This is a genomic window from Pseudorhodoferax sp. Leaf267, assembly GCF_001422405.1.
GTDB lineage: Bacteria > Pseudomonadota > Gammaproteobacteria > Burkholderiales > Burkholderiaceae_C > Pseudorhodoferax.
Genome location: NZ_LMMV01000026.1, coordinates 39,480 through 55,183 on the forward strand (window position 1 = coordinate 39,480; position 15,704 = coordinate 55,183).

Annotated in this window: 14 protein-coding genes; 5 read left to right on the forward strand and 9 right to left on the reverse strand. The window is 67.5% G+C overall.

Annotated features, from left to right (window positions below; translation table 11 throughout):
* Nucleotides 1-48 precede the first annotated feature (48 nt).
* On the reverse strand, nt 49-516 hold the full coding sequence (locus ASF43_RS27435; RefSeq protein ID WP_056188768.1) for a PTS sugar transporter subunit IIA: 468 nt from the start codon (nt 514-516) through the stop codon (nt 49-51).
* Between the two features lie 118 nt (nt 517-634).
* Nucleotides 635-964 carry a ribosome hibernation-promoting factor, HPF/YfiA family gene (gene hpf / locus ASF43_RS27440; RefSeq protein ID WP_056188771.1) on the reverse strand — a complete coding sequence of 110 codons (330 nt, stop codon included), beginning with the start codon at nt 962-964 and terminating at the stop codon, nt 635-637.
* 275 nt (nt 965-1,239) lie between these two features.
* On the opposite strand from hpf, the gene corA reads away from it, so the two are divergent.
* A complete protein-coding gene (corA, locus tag ASF43_RS27445) occupies nt 1,240-2,226 on the forward strand; it encodes a magnesium/cobalt transporter CorA (RefSeq protein WP_056188774.1) in 987 nt (328 codons plus the stop codon).
* Here the strand turns inward: corA and ASF43_RS27450 are convergent.
* From ASF43_RS27450 to ASF43_RS27465, 4 genes are all read right to left on the reverse strand, one after another.
* Entirely contained in the window at nt 2,219-2,917 is a 699-nt protein-coding gene (locus ASF43_RS27450; protein ID WP_056188779.1) for a 5'-methylthioadenosine/adenosylhomocysteine nucleosidase, read from the reverse strand. The genes corA and ASF43_RS27450 overlap by 8 nt on opposite strands.
* On the reverse strand, nt 2,917-4,593 hold the full coding sequence (locus ASF43_RS27455) for a long-chain-fatty-acid--CoA ligase (RefSeq protein WP_056188782.1): 1,677 nt from the start codon (nt 4,591-4,593) through the stop codon (nt 2,917-2,919). Before ASF43_RS27455 ends, ASF43_RS27450 begins: the two co-directional genes overlap by 1 nt.
* Nucleotides 4,594-4,745: 152 nt before the next feature.
* Nucleotides 4,746-6,161, reverse strand: a complete 1,416-nt coding sequence (pntB, locus tag ASF43_RS27460; protein ID WP_056188785.1) for a Re/Si-specific NAD(P)(+) transhydrogenase subunit beta — start codon at nt 6,159-6,161, stop codon at nt 4,746-4,748.
* A 21-nt stretch (nt 6,162-6,182) separates the two neighbouring features.
* Nucleotides 6,183-7,790 carry a Re/Si-specific NAD(P)(+) transhydrogenase subunit alpha gene (locus ASF43_RS27465; protein ID WP_056188788.1) on the reverse strand — a complete coding sequence of 536 codons (1,608 nt, stop codon included), beginning with the start codon at nt 7,788-7,790 and terminating at the stop codon, nt 6,183-6,185.
* Nucleotides 7,791-8,095: 305 nt separating this feature from the next.
* On the opposite strand from ASF43_RS27465, the gene ASF43_RS27470 reads away from it, so the two are divergent.
* The 3 genes from ASF43_RS27470 to mnmA all read left to right on the forward strand — a co-directional run bounded on the left by ASF43_RS27470 (nt 8,096) and on the right by mnmA (nt 11,300).
* Complete coding sequence (locus tag ASF43_RS27470) at nt 8,096-9,604, forward strand: diguanylate cyclase (RefSeq protein ID WP_156373552.1); 1,509 nt, start codon at nt 8,096-8,098, stop codon at nt 9,602-9,604.
* Nucleotides 9,605-9,646: 42 nt separating this feature from the next.
* Nucleotides 9,647-10,126: an NUDIX hydrolase gene (locus ASF43_RS27475; RefSeq protein WP_056188792.1), complete on the forward strand. Its 480-nt coding sequence runs from the start codon at nt 9,647-9,649 to the stop codon at nt 10,124-10,126.
* A gap of 67 nt (nt 10,127-10,193) precedes the next feature.
* On the forward strand, nt 10,194-11,300 hold the full coding sequence (mnmA, locus tag ASF43_RS27480; RefSeq protein WP_056188794.1) for a tRNA 2-thiouridine(34) synthase MnmA: 1,107 nt from the start codon (nt 10,194-10,196) through the stop codon (nt 11,298-11,300).
* A gap of 79 nt (nt 11,301-11,379) precedes the next feature.
* Here mnmA and ssb read toward each other — a convergent pair whose 3' ends face one another.
* On the reverse strand, nt 11,380-11,889 hold the full coding sequence (ssb, locus tag ASF43_RS27485; protein ID WP_056189239.1) for a single-stranded DNA-binding protein: 510 nt from the start codon (nt 11,887-11,889) through the stop codon (nt 11,380-11,382).
* Between the two features lie 128 nt (nt 11,890-12,017).
* Between ssb and uvrA the strand changes: the two genes are divergently transcribed.
* Nucleotides 12,018-14,984: an excinuclease ABC subunit UvrA gene (gene uvrA / locus ASF43_RS27490; protein ID WP_056188797.1), complete on the forward strand. Its 2,967-nt coding sequence runs from the start codon at nt 12,018-12,020 to the stop codon at nt 14,982-14,984.
* Here uvrA and ASF43_RS27495 read toward each other — a convergent pair.
* Together ASF43_RS27495 and ASF43_RS27500 are read right to left on the reverse strand one after the other, a co-directional pair.
* Nucleotides 14,981-15,313: a YqjK-like family protein gene (locus tag ASF43_RS27495; protein WP_056188799.1), complete on the reverse strand. Its 333-nt coding sequence runs from the start codon at nt 15,311-15,313 to the stop codon at nt 14,981-14,983. The two genes, uvrA and ASF43_RS27495, sit on opposite strands and share 4 nt — an antisense overlap.
* Nucleotides 15,288-15,695, reverse strand: a complete 408-nt coding sequence (locus ASF43_RS27500; protein ID WP_056188803.1) for a phage holin family protein — start codon at nt 15,693-15,695, stop codon at nt 15,288-15,290. The genes ASF43_RS27495 and ASF43_RS27500 overlap by 26 nt, the downstream gene beginning before the upstream one ends.
* Nucleotides 15,696-15,704: the final 9 nt, after the last annotated feature.

A 15,704-nucleotide genomic window follows, 5' to 3' on the forward strand; every position in this document is an offset into this window, starting at 1 on the left:
GCACAGGTGGGGCGACGCTACGGCAAGCGACCACCGGCCGGTGCATGCTCAGGCGGGCTGCGCAGATTGCCAGGTGGCAATCAGTTGGTGGAGCTCTGCAGCGTCGGCCGTGCTCTTCATCTTCTCGCGCAAGGGCGCATCGCTGAGCAGTTCGGCAATCTCGGACAGGATTTCCAGATGCTTCTGCGTCGCCGCTTCGGGTACCAGGAGGAAGATCAAAAGCTTGACGGGTTGCTCGTCCGGCGCATCGAAGCCGATGGGCTGCAGCAGTTGCACCACGGCTGCCATGGGCGACTTCAAACCCTTGATGCGGCCATGCGGAATCGCAACGCCATGACCCAGTCCCGTCGAGCCCAGGCGTTCGCGGGCGAACAGGCTGTCGGTCACCAGCGCGCGCGACAGGCCGTGCAGGTTCTCGAACAGCAAGCCGGCTTCCTCGAAAGCACGTTTCTTGCTCGTGGCATCGACGCTCACGAGGACCTGAGCAGCAGGCAGGATGGACGCGAGGCGGTTCATAGGGAAGGCGGATTATGCACGTCGGCACATTGCACCGCAGCAAACAAAAAGCCGCCTAGGCAGGCGGCCGGTTTTTTGTCGGACGCACGCGACACGCCGTCGCGTTCGCGCACAGACCTTACATCAGGCGCTTGGGCGCCTCGTGGTGATGGTTCTGGATGCGGTCCTTGTGGCGGACCACCTGGCGGTCCAGCTTGTCGACCAGCTCGTCGACGGCCGCGTACAGATCAGCGTGTGCACTCTCCGCAAACATGTCGTTGCCCTTGACGTGGATGTTGCACTCAGCGCGTTGGCGGTTCTGCTTTTCCTTCTGCTTTTCCACTGTCAGCAGGACCTTGACATCGACCACCTGATCGAAATGCCGCGTGATGCGATCCAGCTTGTTGATGACATAACTCCGCAGTGCTGGTGTTACTTCCAGGTGGTGACCGCTGATCGTCAAATTCATGGAGCCTCCTTCTTGCAGTTTCACGTTGATGGCCGATTCACTATGCGCGCGATGCCCCTGAATTGCAAGCTGGCGGCGCAAGCCCACAGCCCAGGGCGACCAACGGTCGTGGCAGGCGTCGGGGCGGGGCGCGGTGCCATAATTTGCGGCTTTTCGTCACCGAGAAACCCCCCATGGATCCCTACCCTAGTCGGTAGCTTTCGACGCCCTGTGCCGGGGTCGAAAGCGCCCCACCCGCTTCGCCTCCAGACCTAGAACACCACACAGGGGTCCTCATGTTGAATATCTTTTCCCTGGCCAACGGACGCTTGGTCCAGGAAGAAATCGAGTCGCTCGAGGAGCTGTCGCAGTTCCAGCCGATCTGGGTCGACCTGGAGTCGCCCACGCTCGAAGAGAAGCGCTGGATCAAGCAGTACTACGGCCTGTCCATTCCCGAAGACGCGATGGACGAGGACATCGAGGAGTCGGCGCGCTTTTACGAAGAGGACAACGGCGAGCTGCACATCCGCAGCGACTTTTTGATCGCCGACGAGGACGACCCGCGTTCGGTGCGCGTGGCCTTCATCCTGAACCAGCACAACACCGAGCTCAAGAGCCGCGGCGTGCTGTTCTCCATCCACGACGAGGACGTACCCGTGTTCCGCCTGCTGCGCATGCGCGCGCGCCGGGCGCCGGGCTTGCTCGAAGACGCCAAGGAAGTGCTGCTCAAGCTGTTCGACGCCGACGCCGAGTACTCGGCCGACACGCTCGAAGGCATCTACGTCGAACTGGAGAAGGTCAGCACCCAGGTACTGGCTGGCGACGTGACCGACAACCTGGCCGGCGAAGTGCTGGGCGCGATCGCGCGGCATGAGGACTTGAACGGCCGCATCCGCCGCAACGTGATGGACACGCGCCGCGCGGTCAGCTTCATGATGCGCAGCCGCATGCTCAACGCCGAGCAGTTCGAGGAGGCGCGGCAGATCCTGCGCGACATCGAATCGCTGGACAACCACACGGCCTTCCTGTTCGACAAAATCAACTTCCTGATGGACGCCACGGTCGGCTTCATCAACATCAACCAGAACAAGATCATCAAGATCTTCTCGGTGGCCAGCGTCGCGCTGCTGCCGCCGACCTTGATCGCCAGCATCTACGGCATGAACTTCAAGTTCATGCCCGAGCTGGACTGGCAGCTGGGCTACCCCTATGCCATCGGCCTGATGCTGGCCAGCGCACTCGTGCCCATGTGGTACTTCCGCAAGCGCGGCTGGCTCAAGTAGCGCGCAGCAGCGCCTCGACGATGGCCGCCGAGTGCGGGCTGGCCACGGTGCGCACGAACTGCAGGAAGTCGCCATGCGCGGCGTCGTCGGCGCGGTCGGAGATGGTGCGCACGGCTGCGAACGGCACGCCGAAATCGTGGCAGACCTGCGCGAAGGCCGCGCCCTCCATCTCCACGGCCATCGCATCGGGCAAGGCGACCTGCAGCGCGCGCGACTCGGCAGCGCTGCTGACGAAGCGGTCGCCGCTGACCACCAGGCCCTCATGCACGGCGGCCTGCGGCAAGGCCTGGCGCGCCGCACGCACGAGTGCCGCACGCAGGTCGGCATCGGCCGCAAAACGGCTCTGGCCATACAGCGGCACCTCGTGGAGCGGGAACAGCGGCGATGCGTCCATGTCGTGCTGCAGGAACGCGCTGGCGACCACGACATCGCCCACGCGCACCTGCGGCCCCAGCCCGCCGGCAACGCCCGTGAACACGATACGGTCCACCGCGAAGCGCTCGACCAGCAGCGTCGCCGTCGTGGCGGCCGCTACCTTGCCGATGCGGGCCAGCACGGCCACAACGTCCTGGCCATGCAGATGGCCGGTCCAGAACGCGCGCCCGCCAACCATGGTGCGCTGCTCGTCGGCCATCAGGGCCAGCACGGCGGCCAGCTCTTCCTGCATCGCACCGACGATGGCGGTGCGCATCAGGTCTTGTCGCGCAGCTCGCGGCGCAGGATCTTGCCCACGGGCGTCTTGGGTAGGTCGTTGCGGAATTCGACGAGCTTGGGCTGCTTGTAGCCCGTGAGGTGGGTCTTGCAGTAGGCGCGCACGGCGGCCTCGGTCAGGTCGGGCGACTTGCGCACCAGCACCAGCTTGACCGCCTCGCCGGTCTTGTCGTCGGCCACGCCCACGCAGGCGCACTCGAGCACACCGTCCAGTTGCGAGACCACGTCCTCGATCTCGTTCGGGTAGACGTTGAAGCCGCTCACCAGGATCATGTCCTTCTTGCGGTCGATGATGCGGAAGAAGCCGCGCGCGTCCATGGTGCCGATGTCGCCGGTCTTGAAGTAGCCATCCTCCGTCATGACCTTGGCCGTCTCGTCGGGGCGCTGCCAGTAGCCGGCCATCACCTGCGGGCCCTTGATCGCGATCTCGCCGGGCTGGCCGGGCGGCACTTCGTTGCCGTCGTCGTCGACCAGCTTGAACCAGGTGTTGGGCAGCGGCACGCCGATGGAGCCCGTGTATTCCTTGCTGTCGGTCGGGTTGCAGCTGGCCGAGGGTGAGGTCTCCGACAGGCCGTAGCCCTCGCAGATCGAGCAGCCGGTCTTGTCCAGCCAAAGCTTGGCGACCGCACTCTGCACGGCCATGCCGCCGCCCACCGACAGGCGCAGGTGGCTCCAGTCCACGGTGCCGAAGTCCGGGTGGTTGGCCAGCCCGTTGAACAGGGTGTTGACCGCCGGGAAGTTGTGGATGCGCTGCGTGGACAGCTGCTTGAGCGTGGCCGGCAGGTCGCGCGGGTTGGGGATCAGGACCAGCTTGCCGCCCCCGCGCATGCCCAGCATCATGCTGACCGTGAACGCGAAGATGTGGTAGAGCGGCAACGCGCCGACGCTGGTGTAGGTCTCGCCCTGGGGCACGCCGCGGATCGCGGGCTGGTTCCAGGCCTCGGATTGCAGCACGTTGGCGATGATGTTCCGGTGCAGCAGCACGGCGCCCTTGGCCACCCCGGTCGTGCCGCCCGTGTACTGCAGCACGGCGATGTCGTCCGGGCCGATCGCGGGCTTGGTGAAGCTGGCGTTCGCGCCCTTGGCGATGGCGTCGTTGAAGCGCACTGCGCCGGGCAGTTCGTACGGCGGCACGAGCTTCTTCACGTTGCGCACCACGTAGTTCACGAGCAGCCCCTTGAGCAGGCCCAGCTGGTCGCCCATCGCGCACAGCACCACATGCTTGACCGGTGTCGCCGCGATGCACTGCGCCAGCGTGGTCGCGAAGTTCTCGATGATGACGATGGCCTTGGAGCCCGAGTCGCGCAGCTGGCCTTCCAGCTCGCGCGGCGTGTACAGCGGGTTCACGTTCACGACCACATAGCCGGCGCGCAGGATCGCGGCAACGGCCACGGGGTACTGCGGCACGTTGGGCATCATGATCGCCACGCGGTCGCCGCGCGCCAGGCCCAGGCTTTGCAGATACGCGGCCAGCTTGCGGCTGAGCAGGTCGGTCTGCGCGTAGCTGACGTCGCGGCCCATGAAGTGGAAGGCCGGACGGTCGGCGAACTTGGTGAAGCTCTCCTCGAGCAGGGCCACCAGCGAGGGATAGACCGAGGCATCGACATCGGCCGGTACGCCCTGCGGATAGCTGTTGAGCCAGATGCGTTCGGTCATGGGGTCTCCTTCTAAGTCTGCGTCGAACGCGGGCATTGTGGCCGTGCGCACAGGGCGCACCGAGAGCGTTGTCCCTAGGTCGGCAGGGGGCAACGCCGTGGCCGTTCCATGGCCGGGGCCCTCACGTCCTGCAGGGTGGGGCCGGCCGGCGATCAGGCCTTCAGCGCTGTCAGCACCTCGTCCAGCATCTTCTTCGCGTCGCCGAACAACATGCGGTTGTTCTCCTTGTAGAAGAGTGGGTTGTCCACGCCGGCATAGCCCGAGGCCATGGAGCGCTTCATCACGATGGACTGCCGGGCCTTCCACACCTCCAGCACCGGCATGCCCGCGATGGGGCTGGCCGGGTCGTCCTGCGCGGCCGGATTCACGATGTCGTTGGCGCCGATGACCATGGCGACATCCGTCTCGGGGAAGTCCTCGTTGACCTCGTCCATCTCCATCACGATGTCGTAGGGCACGCGTGCCTCGGCCAGCAGCACGTTCATGTGGCCCGGCATGCGGCCGGCCACGGGGTGGATGGCGAAGCGCACGTTCACGCCCTTGTCGCGCAGCGTGCGCGTGATCTCGTTCACGGTGTGCTGCGCCTGGGCCACGGCCATGCCGTAGCCGGGCACGATGACCACGCTCTTGGCCTCGCGCAGCAGCTCGGCGGTCTCCGTGGCGCTGATGGGCGTGACCTCGCCCTGCGGCTCGGCCGCCGCGGCGTCGCCGCCCTTCTTGGCCGGTGCGCCGGAGCCGAAGCCGCCTGCGATCACGCTGATGAAGTTGCGGTTCATGGCCTGGCACATGATGTAGGACAGGATGGCGCCCGAGGAGCCCACCAGCGCGCCGGTGACGATCAGCAGGTCGTTGGAGAGCATGAAGCCGGTGGCCGCGGCAGCCCAGCCCGAATAGCTGTTGAGCATGGAGACCACCACGGGCATGTCGGCACCGCCGATGGCCATCACCATGTGCACGCCGAAGGCGAGCGCGATCACCGTCATGACCAGCAGCGGCAGCATGCCGGCGCCCACGGTGTCGGCATGGATGAAGACACGGCCCAGCCAGACCACCAGCAGCAGCGCGGCCAGGTTGAGCCAGTGGCGCGCAGGCAGCAGCAGCGGCTTGCCGCCGATCTTGCCGTTGAGCTTGCCGAAGGCGATCAGCGAGCCGGCGAAGGTGACGGCACCGATCAGGATGCCGACATAGATCTCCACCTCGTGGATGACCTTCTCGGCGCCTTGCAACTGGATCGAGGTGTCGACATAGCTGGCGAACCCCACGAGGCAGGCCGCCAGGCCCACCAGGCTGTGCATGAGCGCGACCAGTTCGGGCATCTGGGTCATCTTGACGACCTTGGCGGCGTACAGGCCGATGCCGCCCCCGATCACGAGCGCGACGACGATCCAGGCGACACCGCCGGCGCTCACGCGCGGCCCGAAGATGGTGGCCAGCACAGCCAGCGCCATGCCGACCATGCCGAACAGGTTGCCGCGGCGCGAGGTCTCCGGGTTGGACAGGCCCCCCAGGCTCAGGATGAACAGGATGGCGGCGCCCAGGTAGGCGACGGTGGCGAGACTTTGGGACATGGTGTTCTCTTCTCGCTCTTCTTATTTCTGGAACATGGCGAGCATGCGGCGCGTGACGGCAAAGCCGCCGAACATGTTGACGGCCGTGAGCACCAGCGCGGCGAAGGCCAGCCAGCGGATCAGGTCGTCGGGCCGGCCTCCCGCCGCGCCGTCCGGTGGTGCGATCTGGACCAGCGCGCCGATGGCGATGATGCTGGAGATCGCATTCGTCACGCTCATCAGCGGCGTGTGCAGCGCGGGCGTCACGTTCCACACCACCATGTAGCCGATGAAGCAGGCCAGCACGAACACCGTCAGATGGCTCAGGAAGGCGGCCGGCGCCGCGGTGCCGATGAGCCAGAAGGCCACGGCGGCCACCGCGAAGATGATCGCCAGCGTCCTGGCCGGCAGCGGGCCGCTGCTGCCATGGCCGTGGCCGCCCTTCTTCTGGGCCACGGCGGGGGCAGCGGGCTTGGCGGGCGGCTTGGGGGCCTGGGCGATCGGCGGCGCGGGCCAGGTGATGGCACCGTCCTTGACCACGGTGAGGCCGCGGATGGCGTCGTCTTCCATATTCACCACGGCCACGCCATCCTTGGCCTTGCACAGCTCCTCGGTCAGGCGCAGCAAATTGGTGGCGTACAGCGTGGAGGCCTGCTTGGCCAGGCGCGAGGCCAGGTCGGTGTAGCCCACGATGGTCACGCCGTGGCGCACCACGGCTTCGCCGGGCACCGTCAGCTCGCAGTTGCCGCCCTGCTCGGCCGCCATGTCCACGATCACGCTGCCGGGCTTCATGCTCTGCACCATCTCGGCCGTGATGAGCTTGGGCGCAGGCTTGCCGGGGATCAGCGCGGTGGTGATGATGATGTCGGCATCCTGGGCCTGCTTGGCGTACATCGCACGCTGCGCGGCCTGGAAGCCCTCGCTCATCACCTTGGCATAGCCACCGCCGCCCGAGCCTTCTTCCTCGTAGTCCACCTTCACGAACTCACCGCCGAGCGAGGTGACCTGGTCGGCCACCTCGGCGCGCGTGTCGTTGGCGCGCACGATGGCGCCCAGGTTGGCCGCCGTGCCGATGGCCGACAGGCCCGCCACGCCGGCGCCGGCGATGAACACCTTGGCAGGTGGCACCTTGCCCGCGGCCGTGATCTGGCCGTTGAAGTAGCGGCCAAAGGCGTTGGCCGCCTCGATCACGGCGCGGTAGCCGGATACGCCAGCCATGGAGGTCAATGCGTCCATCTTCTGGGCGCGCGAGAGCGTGCGCGGCAGGCAGTCGATGGCCAGCGCCGTGGCCTTGCGGGCCGCCAGCTGCTGCATCAGATCGGGGTTCTGCGCGGGCCAGATGAAGTCGATCAGCGTGGCGCCCTCGCGCATCAGGGCCACTTCGTCGGGGCTGGGCGGGCGCACCTTGAACACGATGTCGGAGGCCGCCCAGAGCGCGGGCGCGCCCTCGATGATCTCGGCCCCGGCCGCCCGGTAAGCGTCGTCGCTGAAGTTGGCGGCTTCGCCGGCACCGGCTTGCACCGCCACCTGAAAGCCGAGCTTGATCAGCTTCTCGACGACGTCGGGCACCGTGGCCACGCGCTTTTCGCCGGGAAAGATCTCCCGCGGCACGCCGATGCGCTGCGCAGGCTGGGTGGAACTGGTTGTCATGAAAAGTCTCCTCGGAAGCTGGCCGTGTTGCGTGGGGCAAACGCAGGGGCTGCGCGCAGGTGCCGCGGGGCGCGCGCCGTGCCGGGCTGTGCGTCTGCGTTCTCAGATGGGTCTGTCGCGTGCGCCATCGGTTGTCGTGCTGGTGCGCCGGCCGGCACTGCACGGTGCCTTCGGCGGTCCTGCCATCGACATGGCGATTTCCTTCCCTCGTTGTCTCCGATGGGCCGCGAGCTTACCTGACTTCCCTACGCAAACGGGCAGATTGCGGACAGATAAGATGGACCGCAAATGGTGTGAGGATCTGCATGCCGAAGACGCCGATGGTGCCCCCCGATGCGACGCCTGTTCACTCGACGGCGTTCGCGCGGGCGATCTTCTGGCCGCGGGTCATCGGGCTGGCGCTGGGCTTTCTCGCCGTGGCCTCCGTGCTCCACGAACGCAGTGCGCCGTGGTGGTTCTGGGTTGGCCCGGTCGTGCATGGGTTTCTGTGGCCCCATCTGGCCTGGCAGCTCGCGCGCCGTGCGCCCGACCCGCAGCAGCGCGAGCGCTCCAACCTGTTGATCGACCATTTCGCCGGCGGCCTGTGGGTCGCCGCGATCGGTTTCAACGTGTTGCCCAGCGTGCTGATCGTGGCCTTGATGGCCATGGACAGCATGATCGTCGGCGGCTCGCGCCAGATGTTGCGCGGCTTGGCCACGCAGGCCGTGGGCGTGCTCGCCGGCCTGCTGTTGTTCGGCGTCTACTGGCAGCCGGCCAGCGCGATGCAAACCGTGCTGGCCTGCCTGCCCTTGCTGGTGCTGCACCCGCTCAGCGTCAGCTACACGACCCACCGCACGCTGCGCAAGCTCAACCAGCAGCGCGAAGAGCTGGCCCACCTGAGCCAGCACGACGGCCTGTCGGGCCTGTACAACCGCCGTTATTGGGAGCAGCGCGTGAAAGACGAGTTCGCGCGCTTCGTGCGCACCGGGCAGGTGGCCACGCTGGTGCTGATCGACATCGACCATTTCAAGCGCATCAACGACAGCTACGGCCACGCGGCGGGCGACCAGGTCATCCGGCGCCTGTCCGACCTGGTGCGTGCAAGCTTGCGTGACATCGACGTGCCGGGCCGTTACGGCGGCGAGGAGTTCGGCATCGTGATGCCGCAGACCGATCCGCAGGCCGCGGCTGTGGCCATGGAGCGCCTGCGCCTGCGCCTGCACCAGCAGCCCCTGCTGGATGGCGAAGTGGTTACCGTGAGTTTCGGCGTGGCCGGCCTGAGCCGCGACCTGGCCAGCCACGAGGCCTGGATGCGCCTGGCCGACCAGATGCTGTACCGCGCCAAGCACGAGGGGCGCGACCGCGTCAGCACGGCTGGCGAGGCGCAGCCGCCCTCGCGCGTGGACGAGCCCGGCGCCCTGGGGCTGCTGACGCGCGACCCGCGTGCGCTTGCGGGCCTGCTGGCCAAGCTGGACAGCGGCGCGGCCGCCGTGGCCCTGTACGACCCGGCCGACCGGCTGGTGCTGGCCAACGCGACCTTCATTGCGCTGCATGCGTCGCCGCCCGTCGCACACAGCTTCGGCGACGTGATGCGCCACTGCCACGCCCGGCGCCGCGGGCCGCGCATCGACGCCGACGACATCGAGGCCTGGCTGCGCATGGCCGATGCCAAGCGGCGCAGCCGCCCGTACCGCAGCTTCGTGGTCGACATGTGGGATGGCCGCCTGTTCAAGGTCGACGAGACCTCCTTCGACAACGGCTGGCTGCTGTACGTGTCGGTGCCGCAGGTCAACGCCGATGCGGCTCCCGCGCCTTCGCGCGAGGCCTCGGCCTAGGCGCCGACGGCCGGCAACACACCGAACCCTATCATCCGTGCCATGCCAACACGCTGGAAACCGAGTGTCACCGTCGCTGCCGTCATCGAGCGCGAAGGCCGCTTCCTGCTGGTCGAGGAGGAAACGCCCGAGGGCCTGCGGCTGAACAACCCGGCCGGCCACCTGGACCCGGGCGAGTCGCCGCTTGCAGGCTGCGTGCGCGAGACGCTGGAGGAGACGGCGCATCCGTTCCAGCCCACGGCGCTGGTCGGTGTCTACCTGGCGCGCTTCGTGCGCGAGGCGACGGGAGAGGACGTGACCTACCTGCGCTTCGCGTTCTGCGGCGCCGTGGGCGCGCCCGAGGCCGACCGCGCGCTGGACCAGGGCATCGTGCGCACCCTGTGGCTGACGCCGGACGAAGTGCGCGCCAGTGCCGACCGCCACCGCAGCCCGCTGCTGCTGCGTTGCATGGAGGACTACCTGGCCGGCCGGCGCTACCCGTTGGACCTGGTGTTCACCGACCCGTCGGTACTGGCCGGCTGACCGGCGCCTGCCAGGGCCTTTGGCGCGGCAGCGCCCGCCGCCGGCGGCCGCTTTCTAGAATCGCCGCATGGGCAAGCAGCGTGTCGTGGTCGGATTGAGTGGCGGGGTCGATTCCGCGGTGAGCGCGTACCTGCTCAAGCAGCAGGGCTACGACGTCGTGGGCATCTTCATGAAGAACTGGGAAGACGACGACGACAGCGAATACTGCTCGTCGAACATCGACTTCGTGGATGCCGCGGCCGTGGCCGACGTGCTAGGCATCGAGATCGAGCATGTCAACTTCGCGGCCGACTACAAGGACCGCGTGTTCGCCGAATTCCTGCGCGAGTACCAGGCCGGCCGCACGCCCAACCCCGACGTGCTGTGCAATGCCGAGATCAAGTTCAAGGCCTTCCTGGACCACGCCATGCGGCTGGGCGCCGAGAAGATCGCTACCGGGCACTACGCCCGCGTGCGCGAGCGCGACGGCCGTTTCGAGTTGCTCAAGGGCCTGGACCCGTCCAAGGACCAGAGCTACTTCCTGCACCGGCTGACGCAGGCGCAGCTGTCCAGGACGCTGTTCCCCGTGGGCGAGCTGCACAAGACCGAGGTGCGCCGCGTCGCCGCCGAGATCGCGCTGCCCAACGCGAAGAAGAAGGACTCGACCGGTATCTGCTTCATCGGCGAGCGCCCGTTCCGCGAGTTCCTGAACCGCTACATCGCCAAGGAGCCCGGCCCGATCAAGGACGAGCGTGGCCGCGTGCTGGGCGAGCACCAGGGCCTGAGCTTCTACACGCTGGGCCAGCGCCAGGGCCTGGGCATCGGCGGGATCAAGGAGAAAGGCGCGCCGCGCGGCGGTGGCGAGCATGCGCCCTGGTTCGTCGCGCGCAAGGACATCGCCGCCAACACCTTGTGGGTGGTGCAGGGCCATGAGCATCCCTGGCTGCTGTCGCATGCCCTGGATGCGGACAACGCGAGCTGGGTCGCCGGTGCAGCGCCGGAGCCGGCCGATTACGCCAGCAAGACCCGCTACCGCCAGGCCGACGCGCCATGCCGCCTGGCAGAAGGCGCGAACGGCGCGTTCGCGCTGTCGTTCGACGGCGCGCAGTGGGCCGTGACGCCGGGGCAGTCGGCCGTGCTGTACGACGGTGAGGTCTGCCTGGGCGGTGGCGTCATCGCGGCAGCCACGCCCTGAGCCTGTACCCAGACGTGACAAGGGGGTGCCAGCCTGGCGGCCAGTACCCCCTTGTGGTGAGGTGGGTCGTACCTGACGATCAGAACGGAATGTCGTCGTCCATGTCGTCGAAACCGCTCGACGCCTTGGGCGCCGCAGCCGGTGCGCGCGGTGCGGCGGCTGCGGGGCGGCTGGCGGGTGCCGGGCGGCGGGGCGCCTCGTAGCCACCGTCATCATCGCCGCCACCACTGGATGGGCCGGGACCACCCATGCCCTGGCGGCTGCCCAGCATGGTCATCTCGTTGACGTTGATTTCGGTGATCGACTTCTCAGCGCCTGACGCGTCGTTGTACTTGCGGCTGCGGATCGAGCCTTCGATGTAGACCTGAGAACCCTTGCGCAGGTACTGCTCAACGATGTCGACCAGCCGGCCGCGAAACACAAGGCGGTGCCATTCAGTGGCTTCGCGGCGCTCGCCGGTCTGTTTGTCCTTCCAGGTCTCGGTGGTGGCGACCGTGACATTGGCCACCCGGTCCCCACTGGGGAAGCTGCGCACTTCGGGGTCACGGCCCAGGTTGCCGACGATGATGACTTTGTTGACGGATGCCATGGTGTGCTGCCGATCGGAGAGAGGAAAAGGGCGCCAATTGTGCCGCATGCTCTGGCTGCGCCGCGAGCGGCTGCGCTGCGGATTCATGCGGTGCCCCGTATCATGTCGGGTTTTCCCGAGCGCGCATCTTGAACAATCCCACGGACGGCTCCTACCTCGCGACGGCGCTGCAGCAGCAGCGCATCAGCGTCCGCGGGGCGCGCACGCACAACCTCAAGAACATCGACCTGGACATCCCGCGCAACCAGCTCGTGGTGATCACCGGGCTGTCCGGCTCGGGCAAATCCTCGCTGGCCTTCGACACGCTGTACGCCGAGGGGCAGCGCCGCTATGTGGAGAGTCTGTCCACCTATGCGCGGCAGTTCCTGCAGCTCATGGACAAGCCCGATGTGGACATGATCGAGGGCCTGTCGCCGGCCATCTCGATCGAGCAAAAGGCCACCAGCCACAACCCGCGCTCGACCGTGGGCACGGTGACCGAGATCCACGACTACCTGCGCCTGCTGTTCGCGCGCGCCGGCACGCCGTATTGCCCCGACCACGACCTGCCGCTGTCGGCGCAGACCGTCACGCAGATGGTCGACACGGTGCTGGCGCTGCCCGAGGACATGCGCCTCATGGTGCTGGCGCCCATCGCGCGCGAGCGCAAGGGCGAGTTCACCGAGGTTTTCGCCGACCTGCAGGCCCAGGGCTATGTGCGTTTTCGCGTGGATGGCCAGTCCTACGAATTCGACAACCTGCCCAAGCTCAAGAAGACCGAAAAGCACGACATCGACGTGGTGATCGACCGGCTCAAGGTGCGGCGCGAGGCCGAGGCCAGCGGCCTGCGCCAGCGGTTGGCCGAGAGCTTCGAGGCGGCCCTGCGTCTGGCCGAGGGCCGGGCCATCGCGCTGGAGATGGACGCCGCCGCGAACGCCGACGGTACGCCGGGCACGCCACGCGAGCACCTGTTCAACGCCAAGTTCTCGTGCCCGGTCTGCAGCTACTCGATCAGCGAGCTGGAGCCGCGGCTGTTCTCGTTCAATTCGCCCGTGGGCGCCTGCCCGAGCTGCGACGGCCTGGGCGCGCAGGAGTTCTTCGATCCCATGCGCGTCGTGGGCTTCCCCACGCTGAGCCTGGCCAGTGGCGCGATCAAGGGCTGGGACCGGCGCAACGGCTACTACTTCGCGCTGCTCGAAAGCTTGGCCAAGCACTACAAGTTCAACGTCGAGACGCCGTTCGAGGCTCTTCCGGCCGAGGTGCAGCAGGCCGTGCTGCACGGCTCCGGCGAGGAAGAGATCAAGTTCAGCTACGTCATGGAGTCCGGCAACTTCCAGGGCAAGAAGCTGAGCAAGAAACATCCGTTCGAAGGCGTGATCCCCAACATGCAGCGGCGCTACCGCGAGACCGATTCGGCCGTGGTGCGCGAGGATCTCGCGCGCTACCGCAGCACCCAGGCCTGCCCGGACTGTCATGGCTCGCGGCTGCGTCGCGAGGCCCGGCACGTGAAGATCGGCGAAGGCGCGCAGGCGCGCGCGATCTACCAGATCAGCAGCACCACGCTGCGCGAGAGCTTGGCCTACTTCGACGGGCTGCAGATGCATGGCGCCAAGGCCGAGATCGCCTCCAAGGTGGTGCGCGAGATCGGCCTGCGGCTCAAGTTCCTGAATGATGTGGGGCTGAACTATCTGAGCCTGGACCGCAGCGCGGAAACCCTGTCGGGCGGCGAGTCGCAGCGCATCCGCCTGGCCTCGCAGATCGGCTCGGGCCTGACGGGGGTGATGTACGTGCTGGACGAGCCCAGCATCGGCCTGCACCAGCGCGACAACGACCGGCTCATCGACACCCTGAAGCACTTGCGCGACATCGGCAACAGCGTGCTGGTCGTCGAACACGACGAAGACATGATGCGCGCGGCCGACCACATCATCGACATGGGGCCGGGCGCGGGCGTGCACGGCGGCCAGGTCGTGGCCCAGGGCGACTACGAAGCCGTGAAGGCCAACACGCGTTCGTTGACCGGCCAGTACCTGTCGCAGACGCTGCAGATCGCCGTGCCACCGCGCCGCACGCCGTGGCTGCCGGTGACGGATGCGGACGCCAAGGCGCCGGCGCGGCTGCAGATGCTGAGCGTGCGCGGCGCGCGCGGGCACAACCTCAAGGGTGTGGACGTGGACGTGCCCGTGGGCCTGCTGACCTGCGTGACCGGGGTGTCCGGGTCGGGCAAGTCGACGCTGGTCAACGACACCCTGTACACCGCGGCCGCGCGCCACATCTACCGCGCGCACGACGAGCCCGCGCCGCATGACGAGATCCTGGGCCTGGAGTACTTCGACAAGGTCATCAACGTCGATCAGTCGCCGATCGGCCGCACGCCGCGCAGCAACCCGGCCACCTACACCGGATTGTTCACGCCGATCCGTGAGCTGATGGCCGAGGTGCCGATGGCGCGCGAGCGCGGCTACGGGCCGGGCCGCTTCAGCTTCAACGTGGCGGGCGGGCGCTGCGAGGCCTGTCAGGGCGACGGCATGGTCAAGGTTGAGATGCACTTCCTGCCCGATGTCTACGTGCCCTGCGATGTCTGCCACGGCCAGCGCTACAACCGCGAGACGCTGGAGGTGCTCTACAAGGGCCGCAACATTGCGCAGATCTTGGAGCTGACGGTGGAGGCGGCGCACGACTTCCTGCAGGCCGTGCCGAACATCGCGCGCAAGCTCAAGACGCTGCTGGACGTCGGGCTCTCCTACGTCAAGCTCGGCCAGGCGGCGACGACCCTGTCCGGCGGCGAAGCGCAGCGCGTGAAGCTGGCGCTGGAGCTGTCCAAGCGCGATACCGGGCGCACGCTGTACATCCTGGACGAGCCGACGACAGGGCTGCATTTCGCCGACATCGATCTGCTGCTGCAGGTGTTGCACCAGCTGCGCGATGCAGGCAACACCATCGTCGTGATCGAGCACAACCTGGACGTCATCAAGACGGCCGACTGGCTCATCGACATGGGCCCGGAGGGTGGGGCCGGCGGCGGCACCGTGGTCGCCGCGGGTACGCCGGAGCAGATCGCGGCCGATGCGCGCAGCCACACCGGGCGCTATCTGCAGCGGTATCTGGAGACTTAGCCCATCTGGTCCAGCTGACGCTGGACAGACGCGAATACGGTGCGCGCCGTGCGCCAGCTGCGCCACAGGAACAGGCCGCGGCGCGCCCAGCGCCCCAGCTTGCGGGGCCGGCGCAGGGCCAGCACCGCGGCAACCGAACCCATGGCCCAGGGGTGCTTCTGCACGAAGCTCTTGGCCGATTGCACGGTCTGCGCGATGCGCTCGCCAAACTGCAGCAGGTGCAGCACCGGCACGCACTGCACTGCCAGCGTTTCGCGCTGTCCGGCGATGCGTTCGAGCAGGCGGCCGCGCTCGCGCTGCAGTTCAGCGAGGCTCTTGCGGCGGGCCATCGCTGGAAGCGGCTTTCAGTTGGCGCAGGTCGGCCTGCAATTCGGCCAGGCTGGCCGCGAATGGGTGGTCTTCGGTGTCGGCGCCCTGCTTGACGGACCAGGCCAGCCAGGCGGCAAAGGCCACGAACACCAAGAACAGCACGGCCAGCACCGCGACGCGCTGGTCCCACATCAGCACCAACAGCAAGCCGATGCCGACCACCAGGGCCAGGGACGCGAACACGACAGCCAGCAGCGTGCGCAGCAGCTGCTGCAGCGCGCGGTGCTTTTCGATCTGGATCTCGTTGCCCAGCAGCTGCAACCTGGTCTGGCCCATGGTGAGCAGCGTCTCGGCGACGCGTTTCAGGGCCGCGATCGGGCCCGTGCGGCCGGCACTAGCCATGTGGGGTCT